General features: G+C 67.2%; 15 protein-coding genes and 3 pseudogenes. 11 read left to right on the top strand and 7 right to left on the bottom strand.

From position 1 onward, the window contains the following. A partial coding sequence (locus tag ACWDSL_RS47635) for a transposase (RefSeq protein ID WP_450495261.1) occupies positions 1 to 247 on the bottom strand: 247 nt, incomplete at its 3' end. A gap of 371 nt (positions 248 to 618) precedes the next feature. Between ACWDSL_RS47635 and ACWDSL_RS47630 the strand changes: the two genes are divergently transcribed. The 3 genes and pseudogenes from ACWDSL_RS47630 to ACWDSL_RS47620 form a co-directional block, all read left to right on the top strand. Beyond that, entirely contained in the window at positions 619 to 1,839 is a 1,221-nt protein-coding gene (locus ACWDSL_RS47630) for an MFS transporter (protein ID WP_450495260.1), read from the top strand. Positions 1,840 to 1,976: 137 nt separating this feature from the next. Next, a complete protein-coding gene (locus tag ACWDSL_RS47625; protein WP_450495258.1) occupies positions 1,977 to 2,345 on the top strand; it encodes a VOC family protein in 369 nt (122 codons plus the stop codon). Between the two features lie 20 nt (positions 2,346 to 2,365). Further along, positions 2,366 to 2,485 (top strand): annotated as a pseudogene (locus tag ACWDSL_RS47620) (helix-turn-helix domain-containing protein); the annotation flags it as partial. 123 nt (positions 2,486 to 2,608) lie between these two features. Here the strand turns inward: ACWDSL_RS47620 and ACWDSL_RS47615 are convergent. Then, positions 2,609 to 3,244 (bottom strand): hypothetical protein, encoded by a 636-nt coding sequence (locus ACWDSL_RS47615; RefSeq protein ID WP_450495257.1) that lies wholly within the window; start codon positions 3,242 to 3,244, stop codon positions 2,609 to 2,611. Positions 3,245 to 3,262: 18 nt separating this feature from the next. On the opposite strand from ACWDSL_RS47615, the gene ACWDSL_RS47610 reads away from it, so the two are divergent. Beyond that, positions 3,263 to 4,192: an integrase gene (locus ACWDSL_RS47610; protein WP_450495256.1), complete on the top strand. Its 930-nt coding sequence runs from the start codon at positions 3,263 to 3,265 to the stop codon at positions 4,190 to 4,192. On the opposite strand, the pseudogene ACWDSL_RS47605 reads toward ACWDSL_RS47610, so the two are convergent. From ACWDSL_RS47605 to ACWDSL_RS47590, 4 genes and pseudogenes are all read right to left on the bottom strand, one after another. Further along, positions 4,193 to 4,961, bottom strand: a pseudogene (locus ACWDSL_RS47605) (transposase family protein). Positions 4,962 to 5,001: 40 nt separating this feature from the next. Beyond that, positions 5,002 to 5,397: a VOC family protein gene (locus tag ACWDSL_RS47600; protein ID WP_450495254.1), complete on the bottom strand. Its 396-nt coding sequence runs from the start codon at positions 5,395 to 5,397 to the stop codon at positions 5,002 to 5,004. 443 nt (positions 5,398 to 5,840) lie between these two features. Then, entirely contained in the window at positions 5,841 to 6,023 is a 183-nt protein-coding gene (locus ACWDSL_RS47595) for a hypothetical protein (protein ID WP_450495252.1), read from the bottom strand. Positions 6,024 to 6,047: 24 nt separating this feature from the next. Next, entirely contained in the window at positions 6,048 to 7,130 is a 1,083-nt protein-coding gene (locus ACWDSL_RS47590; protein WP_450495251.1) for a helix-turn-helix domain-containing protein, read from the bottom strand. 487 nt (positions 7,131 to 7,617) lie between these two features. On the opposite strand from ACWDSL_RS47590, the gene ACWDSL_RS47585 reads away from it, so the two are divergent. The 7 genes and pseudogenes from ACWDSL_RS47585 (at position 7,618) to ACWDSL_RS47555 (ending at position 11,937) form a co-directional block, all read left to right on the top strand. Beyond that, positions 7,618 to 8,421: an SDR family oxidoreductase gene (locus ACWDSL_RS47585; protein ID WP_450495249.1), complete on the top strand. Its 804-nt coding sequence runs from the start codon at positions 7,618 to 7,620 to the stop codon at positions 8,419 to 8,421. 147 nt (positions 8,422 to 8,568) lie between these two features. Further along, a complete protein-coding gene (locus ACWDSL_RS47580) occupies positions 8,569 to 8,991 on the top strand; it encodes a transposase (protein ID WP_450495247.1) in 423 nt (140 codons plus the stop codon). Then, positions 8,898 to 9,236, top strand: a pseudogene (locus tag ACWDSL_RS47575) (transposase); the annotation flags it as partial. The gene ACWDSL_RS47580 and the pseudogene ACWDSL_RS47575, both read left to right, overlap by 94 nt. Positions 9,237 to 9,327: 91 nt before the next feature. Next, positions 9,328 to 9,711, top strand: coding sequence for a hypothetical protein (locus ACWDSL_RS47570; protein WP_450495265.1), 384 nt, complete (start codon positions 9,328 to 9,330; stop codon positions 9,709 to 9,711). Beyond that, positions 9,636 to 9,989, top strand: a complete 354-nt coding sequence (locus ACWDSL_RS47565; RefSeq protein ID WP_450495263.1) for an SDR family oxidoreductase — start codon at positions 9,636 to 9,638, stop codon at positions 9,987 to 9,989. The genes ACWDSL_RS47570 and ACWDSL_RS47565 overlap by 76 nt, the downstream gene beginning before the upstream one ends. Before the next feature lie 4 nt (positions 9,990 to 9,993). Beyond that, a complete protein-coding gene (locus tag ACWDSL_RS47560) occupies positions 9,994 to 10,884 on the top strand; it encodes a helix-turn-helix transcriptional regulator (protein ID WP_450495245.1) in 891 nt (296 codons plus the stop codon). A 414-nt stretch (positions 10,885 to 11,298) separates the two neighbouring features. Next, positions 11,299 to 11,937: a hypothetical protein gene (locus ACWDSL_RS47555; RefSeq protein ID WP_450495244.1), complete on the top strand. Its 639-nt coding sequence runs from the start codon at positions 11,299 to 11,301 to the stop codon at positions 11,935 to 11,937. 176 nt (positions 11,938 to 12,113) lie between these two features. On the opposite strand, the gene ACWDSL_RS47550 is transcribed toward ACWDSL_RS47555, so the two are convergent. Next, a partial coding sequence (locus ACWDSL_RS47550) for a DUF4232 domain-containing protein (RefSeq protein WP_450495242.1) occupies positions 12,114 to 12,389 on the bottom strand: 276 nt, incomplete at its 5' end.

The raw sequence follows: 12,389 nt of genomic DNA, 5'->3' as shown, positions 1-12,389 counted from the left end.
GTGCAACGGTGCCCGCGAGTTTATCAGCGGGAGTGAAATAGCCGAGGGTCTTGCGGGGGCGGGTATTGAGTTTCAGCGCGACGGCATCGAGGTCGATCCGGTCACGCTTGACCCAGCCGCGCAGGCTTTCCGGGCTCACCCCCAGATCCCGCGCGACCTCCGTGATCGTCTTGCTGGAGGAACGGGCCAACGCGATCGCGTCCCGCTTGAACTCCTCCGAATACCGCTTCGAGTACTGACTACCCACCTGGCACTACTTCCTCTGGAACCCCGTCCCAGTCTCCAGGTGTCCACGATCAAGGGGAAGCTTCAGTCGCGCACCGGACGCCCGGATTGGTCATGGGCGGCGCACAGGCCGCCGCGGGGATACACCCGCGGGGGCCTGGTCATGTCGTCAGCGATCCGGAAGCCATCTGAGGATCAAGGAGCGTGTGACTCGTCCTGCTCTGTGACCCCGTTGGGCCGGGGCGGGAGGCCGGTAGGCTGGTGACTCGGCGGCTGTCCGGCGCGGGCGGTCGCGGACGTACCGGCTGGTGCCGAAGGGACGTCGGGTGTGAGCTGGCTGCTGGTGATCATAGGCGCGATGGCCGGGGCCGCCCTTCGCCAGGCCTTGTGGACATGAGCCGCCCGGCCTCGGCAGGCGGGGCGGCCGGGCTGCGGCCGTGGCCGTTCGTCGTGACCTTCGGCATCGTGAGCCTGCTGGCGGACGTCGTCTACGAAGGTGCCCGCTCCATCACCGGGCCCCTGCTCGCCTCCCTCGGCGCCTCCGCCACCGTGGTCGGCGTCGTCACCGGCGCCGGGGAGGCCGCCGCGCTGGGCCTGCGGCTGATCTTCGGGCCGCTGGCCGACCGCACCGGCCGCTTCTGGACCCTGACCGTCACCGGCTACGCCCTCACCGCCGTCACCGTGCCCCTGCTCGGTACGGCCGGCGTGCTGTGGGCCGCGTGCGTGCTGGTGATCGCCGAGCGCACGGGCAAAGCCGTGCGGTCTCCGGCCAAGGACACCCTGCTCTCCCATGCCACCGCCGCCACCGGCCGGGGCCGGGGCTTCGGCGTCCACGAGGCCCTCGACCAGACGGGCGCCGTCATCGGTCCCCTCGTCGTTGCCGGGATCCTCGCCGTCACCGGCAATGACTACGCCCCCGCTCTCGCCGTGCTCGCCGCACCGGGGATCGCCGCCGTGCTTCTGCTGCTGTGGCTGCGCGCGCGTGTGCCCGATCCTCTCGACGCCTACGAGAACGACGGCGAACCGGCCACCGGGCCACCGGTGAGGGGCGCCCGGCTGCCGCGCGCCTTCTGGACCTACGCCGCGTTCACGGGCGTGACCACCACGGGGCTGGCCACCTTCGGTGTTCTCTCCTACCACCTGGTCACCCGGCGCCTCCTGGCTCCCGATGCCGTACCCGTGTTGTACGCGGGGGCCATGCTCACCGCCGGGCTCGCCGCGCTGGCCACCGGCTGGCTCTACGACCGGACCGGCGCCCGCACCCTGGCCGTGCTGCCACTGCTGACCGCCGCCGTTCCCACCCTGGCCTTCGCCCACACGCTCCCCGCCGCCGTCGCGGGCTCCCTGCTGTGGGGTGCGGCCCTGGGGATGCAGGAGTCCACGCTGCGGGCCACCGTCGCCGACCTGGTCCCCGCCGGGCGACGAGCGACCGCCTACGGCATCTTTGCGGGCGTCCTCGGCGTGGCGAGCCTGGCCGGCGGCACCCTGACCGGCGCCCTGTACACCGTCTCGGTCCCCGCACTGATCATCGTGGTCGCCGTCCTGCAGGCCGCCGCACTCATCCTGCTCGCCACCACCGGCTCCACCACGCGAGCCAGACCCGGCGACGCCTGACACGCCGTGGCTGGGAACAGCACCGCAAGGCTCACAGCTCCTCGTGGCACCCTTGACAAGGAATTAGGCAACGTTCTCCCTGTCGTTGGGGGCCTAGTCGGTGTCGTCGGCTCGCTGGTGTCCGTCAGAATCGGCGCATGCTGAGAGTTGGTTCCGTTGTGCTGGGTGTCTCGGATGTGCTGCGTGCGGCCGTGTTCTGGATGGAGGCACTGGGATACGTCCCGCGCGAGGAGATGGAAGACGACTGGGTGGTGCTGGTGCCGGCGAAAGGGGCCGGGGTGCAGCTGGCGCTCGGTCTCAGCGAGACACCGGTCCAGGAGCATCCGCGGATCCATCTGGACCTGTATGCCGGGGACGCGGCCGACCAGGCCGTCGAAGTCGAGCGGCTGGTGTCCTTGGGGGCCCAGCGCGTCGAATGGGGTCTTTATCCTGACGACGCCGACTTCGTCGTGCTCGCTGATCCCGAGGGCAACCGCTTCTGCGTCATCAACACCGGTCACCGCTGACGGAGATCGAAGGCATCTGAATGGGGGAACGGGTGCGGGAGATCGACAGTGACGAGGGACAGCGGCTGCTGCGGATCGTCCGTCGAGGCACGGGGTCGGTGGTGACCTGGCGGCCCGGTGTGCCGATTCAGCTGGGTGCGGGGCCGGGCGAAACACTGTTCTACCGGTGGCGCGGCCGCGTCAGGTGACTCGTGTGGTTCCTTCGCCGCGCAGCAGGTCGGGGCGGGCATCGGCCAGGACGAAGGCCCGGGTGAGTCCCTCCGTCAGGGTTCGGTCGATGTGGTGGAGCCGGGCTGACGCGGCGCTGCACGGCCTTGATACTCGTCAGGGGCCCGCCGATCTTTGCTGGCGGGACCGGCTCGGTCGGATCGTTGGCGAAGTGCTGCTGGACATCGTCGTATGAGGCGGTGCCGCCCAGTTCGGTGATCCGGCGCAGCACCGCCCGCGCCCCGTGCATCAGCGCGGGCGATCATCTGGAAGAGCGTCTGGTCGCTCCAGCCATCCGCAAGGTCGTCACTGCCCAGGTCCTGCGGGTCGGGGCGGAGATCTGCGGTAGGGGCGTCCGGCCAGCCAGCCGGGGTGACGGGCAGTCCGTAGGCCGCCTCGGCAGCGGCCATTGCCTGCGCGTAGGTGTCCGTCTCGGTGTCGATCGTCAGCCGGACGCCGCCGCCTTCGTGATCGCTACCGCCATCCTTCCCCAGCGCCCATTCCCGGTCGGTCCGGCCCGAAGAGGCGGCAATCTGCTGGACGGTCTTCTCGCGTGCGTCGTAGAGCTGGTGGGCGAGCGTGGCCTTGTGCTTGCCGAGAATGTCATCCGCCCTGGTCGGAGGGCTGTATCGGGACTGGCGGTCGTCGGCCTCGTCGCTCGAGTAGGCGCTCTCGCGTAGTCGGTGGTTCACACGTCATGATGATCGATCGTGCTGCTCCGACTGGCTTACCTGGGTGTGTCGAACGCGTTCGCGATGCTGCGCCTGCTGCCGATGACCGACCGGGACAAGGAGGCGGAGATCCTCGCCTTGCGCCACCAGATCACCGTGCTGGAACGCCAACTCGGCAAGGAAAAGCTCCGGTTCACGCCCAGCGATCGGGCGTACCTGGCAGCGCTGCTGCACCGGCTGCCCCTGCACGTCCTGCGACGGCTACGGCTGCTCGTACGCCCCGACACGGTACTGCGTTGGCACCGCAGCCTCGTCGCACGTCGCCATGCCACCTCCTGCCGGCCCAAACGCCCGGGACGGCCACGGACGGTGCGCTCGGTCCGTGTCCTGGTGCTGCGGCTGGCGACGGAGAACCCGGGCTGGGGGTACCGGCGCCTGCACGGTGAGCTGCTCGTGCTGGGGGTGAAAGTGGGCGCGTCCACCGTCTGGGAGATCCTGAAGGAGGCCGGCATCGACCCGGCGCCCGAGCGGAACTCCAGTACCTGGGCCAGCTTCCTTCGCAGCCAAGCTGATGCTCTGCTGGCCTGCGACTTCATGGAAACAGTCACCCTGTCGGGGGTACGGATGCACGTGCTCGTGGTGATCGAACACGGCAGTCGCCGGATCCGCGTCCTGGGCGCCACCGCGCATCCGACCGCAACCTGGGTAGCGCAAGCGGCGAGGAACCTCGTTATGGACCTCGAAGACCTCGGCTGCCGGGCACGGTTCATGATCCGGGATCGTGATGGGAAGTTCCCCGACCTGTTCGATGCCGTCCTCAAGGACGCAGGGATGGAAGTCGTCCTCAGCGCCATCCAGTCGACACGATCGCCTCGGCGGCATCCTCCACGAGTATCGACATGCGGCTTGACCTGCACGGATGAGGTTTCCGGCAGGGGCAAGGTCGGGCCCGGGTTTCTGCTGTTCTGATCACGCTGTCAAGGCGAGGTTGTGCATGTAGGCGACGGCCTGACGGCATGGTGGAGGCCGTCGCCGCGCTGGCGGCAGTCACGCAGGATCTTGTAGGTCTTCATCCGGGCGAAGGCATGCTCGACGCGGGCACGAACCCGACGATGCTCCGCATTGTCTTCCTCCTCACCCGCAGGAGTGGCCGACCGGGCCGTTTTCGGTGCGGGACAACGAGTCCGGTGTTGATATAGGCGCCGTCGCCCAGCACCGTGACGCCCTCGCAGTGCTGGGCAAGACCGGAATTCCGCCAGACCTGGGCGTCGGCCCGGTTGCCTGGGGGCGGCCTGGTCGTGGCCATGACCAGCCTGGTGTCGGCATCGATGATGACCTGCACATTTGCCGAGAAACGACAGTTGCGGCTCGAGGCACCGACCTGCCGGTCGCGCACCGGGATGAGGGTGCCGTCCACGATCCACCACCGATCCGCGATATCGGCGGGTCGGGAAGCCGGCTCGAGGGCGAGGAGGGGACGCAGCCGCTGGATGCCCCGGCACACCGTCGCCGGCGAGACAGCGAACAGCGGCGCGAGCTGCCGCATGGTCAAGTTGGTGCGGTAGTAGACCGCCACCAGCAGCACCCGATCCGCCAGCGGCAGGCACCACGGCCGCCCGCCGCCAGGACCGTTGCCATCCCGCTCCCACACCACCCGTAACAAGCCTTCGATCTTCCGCATCCGCAGGCCCGTGAGCGTCTCCACCCACAACGGATCAGCCCTCAACACCCCGCGCATACAAGGGAAATGCCCAGATCGCAGCCTTCTGCAACACGCTTTAGTTCTGCGGTGCCAGGGTGCGTAGGACGTCGAACTCGTTGCCCTCGGGGTCTGCCATGACCACCCAGTTTCGGTCTGGACCCTGGCCCACATCCGTCTTGGTGGCGCCGAGGCCGAGCAATCTGGTCACCTCGTCCTCGGTGCTGCCGTCGATCGGGCTGACGTCGAGGTGAAGCCGGTTCTTCACGGTTTTGCCCTCGGGTACCTGGATGAACAGCAGCGTGGGCGGCATCTGGCGGGCCCGAACATCCTCGACGGTCGGCACCCAGGAGCCGATCTCGACCTTGCCCTCGCTCCGGTCGATCACCTTGAAGTCCAGGACCTCGCACCAGAAGGCCGCGAGCCTCTCCGGATCGTGGCAGTCAACGGTCAACTCGGTGAATCTACTTGTCATGACTCTCCCAGATAGTGCGAACGGGGCTCAGAATATGCCGCCCGTCCGGCAGATCCGAGATCTTCCCGACTAGGGACATCAGACGTGATTGACCCGTCATCAGATACGCGAGAAAAACCTCTGGTAGGAACAGGTCTGCGAAGAACAGGTTCCGGGTACCGAGAGGCTTCACGCGTTGACCAGTATCACCTACCCCGGCGTTGCGCTTGCCGAAACTGTCATCCGCCCAGGTGGGAGGCGGTGCGCGTGGTGTATCGAATGCGTTCGCCACGCTGTGCCTGCTACCGATGGGCGATCGAGACAAGACTGCCGAGATACTCGCCCTGCGCCCCCAGATCATGGAGCGTTGTTTAACTTGAAGTTGCTGGTAGCGGGGCTGGTGTGGGGCGCTGCTCGTGTGCTTGCGCTGGCCGTGGACGGCTGTCTGTCGACAAGATCGTCCGTCAGCGGGCGACCTCGGTGTCGGTCAGCACGAGCAGGGACGAGACCGTCCGCTGGTTGGACAGGACACTCCCCGGCCTGGAAGGGCCTGCGCTGAACGATACGAAACCCTGCCAGCCCGCTCCGAAGCCATGATCCAGCTGGCCATGACCGACCTGATGGCCCTGCGTTTGCCGAATACTCATCCGTTCAGGTCACGCGGCATGTCTCTATTCGTGGAGGATGCCGCCAAGGCGGTCGTGGCGCCGTATGCCGAGGCGGCTTAGCTTGTCGGGATCGTTGATTGGTGTGGGGAGTGGGTGTAGCGGTCGGGCGTTCGCGATGCCCTGGTGCGATCGATGGGAGTTGCAGAACGCCTCGAACTCTCGTAGGGTGTGGAGGAGGTGGCGCTGGTTCCAGATCAGGGTCCGGTCCAGGAGCTCGTGTCTGTAGGTCTGCACCCACCTCTCCATGATTGAGTTCATTCTCGGCATCTGGATTCCGGTGAGGACAATTTCGATCCCCGTGTCCTTGAGGACGGCGTCGAACAGGGCGGGGAACTTCCCGTCCCTGTCCCGGATCATGAATCGTGCCCGGCAGCCGACGTCTTCGAGATCCATGACCAGGTTCTTCGCCGCTTGTGTTACCCGGGATGTGGTCGGGTGTGCGGTGGCGCCCAGGATCCGGATGCGGCGACTGCTGTGTTCGATCACCGCGCGTACGTACATCCGCGCGCCGGACAGGGTGACCGTCTCAAAGAAGTCATAGGCCAGGAGGGCGTCGGCTTGGGAGCGCAGGAAGCCGGCCCACGTGCTGGAGCTCCGGCCGGGCGCCGGATCGACGCCGGCATCCTTCAGGATCTTCCAGACGGTCGAGGCGGCCACCTTCACTCCCAGCACGAGCAGCTCGCCATGAAGGCGCCTGTAGCCCCAGCTTGGATTCTCCCTCGTCAGCCGCAGTACCAGAATCCGGATGGAGCGCTCGGTGCGAGGGCGACCGGGTCGCTTGGGCCGCGATAGGGCGGTATGACGGCGCCTGGCGAGGTCGCGGTGCCAGCGCAGCACCGTGTCAGGACGCATGAGCAGCCGCACCCGCCGCAGAGCCGGCAACGGTATCCGGTGCAGCAGCGCCGCCAGGAACGCCCGGTCGCCCGGGGTGAACCGTACTCGGGCACCACCGAGTTGGCGTTCAAGCACTGTGATCTGATGGCGGAGGGCCAGGATCTCCGCATCCTTGTCCCGGTCGCTCATCGGCAACAGACGCAGCAGCGCGAACGCGTTGGTCACTCCCAGGTAGGCCAGTCGCAGCAGCACGGTCGATCATCATGACGCGTCGACTACCGGCTGCGCGAGAGCACCGACTCGAGAGACGAGGCCGACGGCCGCCAGTCCAGGTGCAGGCATCCGATCAGGGCGGATGACACTCTCGGCAAGCGCAGGGTCGCAATACAGATCAAAGTAATCAAGAAAATGACTGTGCAGGAGGGGATTGTTGCAGCGTGAGCCAGCGCACCAGGCAAGGGGGGCTCTCACAGTACCTGGATCACCAGGGTCTCCCAGACGTCCAGGACGCCTGTCAACCTGTCTGAGCCGGCTCCCAGCTACACAGACGAGAAGTAATGGATCCCCGGGAGGCGCGCACGGCGGCCGCCCGAGAACCCGTCCCAGGCGCCCTGAACGAAAGCGCCGACAACACTCCATGGACACGCACTGCAGCTTTACCCCCCATCAGTTCAATTCAGCTGCACCGGACGCGCGACCGTGTCAGCACATGCTTCCACGGCAGAAGGGACGAAGACCAATGGCGGACAACCAGTTCACCACTCACGCAGACCTTTTCGATCTGAGTGGGAAGTACGCACTTGTCACTGGCGGCACCAGGGGAATTGGGATGATGATAGCGCGCGGCCTTCTGCAGGCGGGCGCCCGCGTCGTTATCAGCTCACGCAAGGCAGACACGTGCGCGGAGGCACAGCATCTACTGTCCGAATTCGGCGACGTTCAAGCAATCCCCGCCGACCTGTCCAGGCACGACGAGTGTCAGCGCCTCGCTGATCTTGTCAAGGTCGACTCGGAACGCCTGGACATCCTCGTCAACAACGCGGGAGCGATGTGGCGCGAGCCGCTGGAGACGTTCCCGGACGAGGCCTGGGACGCAGTGATCGACCTCAACCTCAAGTCGCCGTTCTGGCTGGTGCAGGCGCTGCTCCCCGCACTTCGCAGGGCGGGCACCGCCGATGATCCCGCGCGGATCATCAACATCGGCAGTATCGCCGCCATCCACGTCGCCGAGTCGCCCAACTACTCGTACGCCAGCAGCAAAGCGGCACTCCATCAACTCACCCGAGTGCTTGCCAGAGAACTGGGCCCACAGCGAGTCACGGTGAACGCGGTAGCCCCAGGACCGTTCCCGTCGCAGATGATGGCGTCCACGCTCGATGCCGTCGGCGACAAGATCGCGGCGAAGGCCCCTCTGCGCCGGCTCGGCCGCGACGACGACATGGCAGGCATCGCCGTGTTCCTCGCTAGCCGGGCCGCGTCCTACCTCACGGGCACCATCATCCCGGTCGACGGCGGCATCGCCTCGACCGCAACAGGTACCTAGGCGTCGGCGCGAGGCTTTGCCAGCGGCCGACGGGCCCCCGTGAACACCTCCAAGTCGGGTCTCAACGCAGTCGTCGGGGTACCCGCAGTACCTCCCTTAGTACTGCAACGGCACTTGGGTAGTGCTGATGGTGCATGATCTTGGGTTGTGGTGCTGGATGTGGTGGCCTCGGAGTTGGAGGCCCTGGTGGGGCGGGTGGCGGGCCGGTTCGGGCGGGCTGAGCCGCGGCGCCGGGTGCGGGAGTACGTCTCCGGGCTGGTGGCGGGGTTGCCGCGGTCGAACGGATGGATCCTGGCTGAGCAGGCCGGGGAGGTCTCCCCGGACGGGATGCAGCGGCTGCTGCGTCGCGCGGACTGGGACATCGCCGGTGTCCGCGACGACGTCCGCGCCCATATGGTCGAGCGGCTCGGTGCCCCGGGCGGGGTGCTGATCGTCGACGACACCGGCTTCCTCAAGAAGGGCAACAGGTCGGCGGCGTGCAGCGCCAGTACTCCGGCACGGCCGGTCGGGTGGAGAACTGCCAGATCGGCACTTCCCTGGCCTACCGCTCAGCACGCGGTCACGCGCTGATCGACCGGGAGCTCTACCTACCGAAGTCGTGGACCGACGACCGCGGCTGGCGCCGGGCAGCGGGAATCGACGACGACGTCGAGTTCGCGACCAAACCCCAGCAGGCCCGGGCGATGATCGAACGCGCCCTCGCCGCGGGGGTGCCGTGCCGGTGGGTGACCGCGGACGAGGCCTACGGGGCAGGTCAAATACCTGCGAGTCTGGTTCGAGACCCAGGACCTGTTCCACGTACTGGCCACCCGCCGCGACGACGACATCATCACGACCGACGTCGGCACCCGGCGCGCGGACGAGGTCATCGCCGAGCTCCCGGCGCGGTCGTGGCGGCGGCTCTCGGTGGGTGCGGGCTCCCATGGCCCGCGGGAGTACGCCTGGGCCCGGGTCCCGATCCGCATCTGCTGGGCGCCGGGCCGGGGGCACTGGCTGCTCGCCCGACGGTCCACCTCGAGCGGCGAGATCGCCTACTACATCTGCTTCGGGCCCCGACGAGCCACCTTGTCGAACCTGGCCTGGATCGCCGGATCACGCTGGGCCATCGAGGAGTGCTTTCAGCAGGCCAAAGGCGAGGCCGGGCTGGACAAGTACCAGGTCCGCGACTACCGGGCCTGGTACGCCCACACCACCCTGTCCATGCTGGCCGCCGCATGGCTGGCCGGCACCCGCGCCGCGGTCGCCCCGCAGATGGCCTCGGCAAACACCACGCCCAGCTCGAAGGCATGATCAACTACGCGATCGCGGGGTCGGCCCCTCTACGCCGGCTTGGCCGCGACGACGACATGGCGGGTATCGCCGTGTTCCTCGCCAGTCGGGCCGGGTCCTACCTGACGGGCGCCATTATCCCGGTCGACGGTGGCATTGCCACGACTGCTTCGGGTATCCAGGTGTCGACGCGGGCCTTTTCCTGCTACGACGCTGGGCGCATGCCGCGTGTGAGGGGGTGCGTAGCCGTCGGGGTACCAGCAGAACCTCCCTTCGCCTGCGGACAGGGCCTATGGTGAAGGGGTGGCCACGATCGATCTGCGCACTGAGATCAAGGAGTTCCTGAGCTCGCGTCGCGCGCGGATCGCGCCCGAGCGGGCCGGACTGCCCGCCTACGGCGGCAACCGCCGGGTCAAAGGTCTGCGTCGCGAAGAGGTAGCTCTACTAGCAGGGGTATCGGTCGACTACTACGTGCGTATGGAGCGCGGCAGCCTCACCGGCGCCTCCGACGGGGTGCTCGACGCGTTGGCCTCTGCCTTGCAACTTGACGAGGCCGAGCGCGATCACCTATTCCACCTTGCGCGGCAGTCGAGGGCGCCCAGCGGCCCACGCCGTCGGCGACCCGCCGTGACGGTGCGTCCGGCGCTTCAGCAGGTGCTCGATGCCATCACCGATGCGCCGGCTTGGATTTGCAACGGCCGTTATGACGTGCTGGCCATGAATCAACTTGCCCGCGCGCTGTATTCACCGGTGCTGGCCGACACGCGACGGCCGGCGAACACCGCGCGGTTCGTGTATCTAGATCCCGAGGCGGCAAAAACGTTCTTCGTCGACTATGACCGAATCGCCTGCGATGTGGCCGCGAAGCTACGCATGGAAGCCGGCCGCAATCCGCACGACGAGGAGCTGATCGCCCTAGTCGGTGAACTATCAACACGCAGTGAACTATTTCGGCAGCGGTGGGCATCTCAGGACGTTCGGCTCCACCGGTCCGGACGCAAGCGTGTGCACCATCCGGTAGTGGGCCAGCTCGACCTGGACGTCGAGTCGATGGAGATGCCTGCCGAACCCGGCCTGCTCCTGAACGTCTACACCGCGCCCGCTGGCACGGCGACCGCGGACGGTCTAGCCCTATTGGCGTCGTGGGCGGATAGCCAGGAGAGGCTAGCGACCGAGATTCAAGCACTCAGCTGATATTCCAACCTTTTCAGTCCGTCTGAGTCAGCGCTGAACGATCGGCGAGAGCGTCGGGCCCACGTTGGGAATGCCTTTCGAGTGATCGTAAGTTGACTTGGGCACCCGCAGTTGGGGCGCAGGCAAACCCAGTCGGGGTCGCCGTATTACTCGCCGAAAATCGGGCGGATATGGCTGAGTAGGCTTCTGAGCTGTGGATATGCGGGTCCGCAGGGCGTGCGCTGGTTGCGGCCACGGTTGATGGGCGGCGACCGCACAGCCTGGCGATGGCTCGTGTCGCTCACGCGGCAGTTCTGGCGCTCGGCGAGGAGTTCGACCGCCAGATTCCTGACGGCCTGGAGCCGTACCTCGCCCGCATGCTCGCCGCGTACATGGTCGACACCAACCGGGACCTTTCCAGCGGCAGGGGCTCTGATGCCGACGGCCGCCCCGCCGTGCTCAGCGAGGAGGCGGCCTACTCGGAAGGCGGTAGCTGGCTGGCCGCCTACGCGCGTCCCCGAGAAGCCCACGCCATTTTTCTACTACGAGGGGAGCGGCCCGGGTCCGCTCAAGCACGTCCTGTACGGCCTGGCCGCTGACCCGGAGTCCTTCGCCGTCCTCTACGACGCCGAGCGCGCCTATCTGGCCTATTACCTCGAACGGCTCGGTGGAGACGGGGTCAATCCCAGCGTGCGCGGCATGGACCTGGGCTCGACCGAACTGGAGTTGGTCTACGTCGGCGCATTCGCCGCCGAATTGATGAGCGCTCGCGCCGAGGCCATCGAGGAAGGCGACATCCCCGACTCCGACGCTTTCGACCGCTCCGTCCACCACCACAGCAATGGCACCTACCGGACCGCGGCACACCGCATGACCGGCCACCCGGCCCAGGAAACCATCGCCCGGCGCAAGGCGATCCCAGCACGTGAGGACGGCTTCCTCGACGGCTCCGAACAGCTGCTGCTGATCTACAACCGGTGGGTACGCGAGCGAGGCATCAAGGCAGTCCCCGCTGCGCTACTGCGCTCCAAGATGGAGGAGGCATGCCGCCTACGCCTGCGCCTGAACTCGTAGTAGCTCTTCCCGCGAGGCGATGGCGTCTCGCCGATCCCCTGGTAGTCAGCGGGACGGCCGCCGCAGTTCTGGTCGTCGGACTTGGCTTCGCCGTCACGAGGCGGTGAAGCGCCGGCGGCCGCCGCACGCGGACCGTCGGCCGGAGCTTCACCAGCACAGGGCCGAGTTCGCGGTCCTCAGTTGGCTATGCCGACGGGGTGGATCTGGATCTTGTCGTCGTACGGGCCGGCCAGCTTCAGCGCATCCGCGGGCCACTTCAGGGACACGCTGTGGGTCTCGTTCGGCGGCGTCACGATGATGTTGGTCGGGGACGCGAGGCTGTCGCCACTGAAGTCGACCTCGTACGAAATACTGAAGGTGGCGGTGTCACCGGGCTTCAGGTCGGTGATGCGGGGCTGCTCACCGCCGCGATCGACAGGGGCGGACGTGCCATCGATGTCCTTCAGGTCGAC

The sequence above is a fragment of the Streptomyces sp. NPDC000941 genome (genome assembly GCF_053599555.1).
Note: the sequence above shows the minus strand (reverse complement) of the source record. Positions and strands in the feature narration are given on the sequence as shown.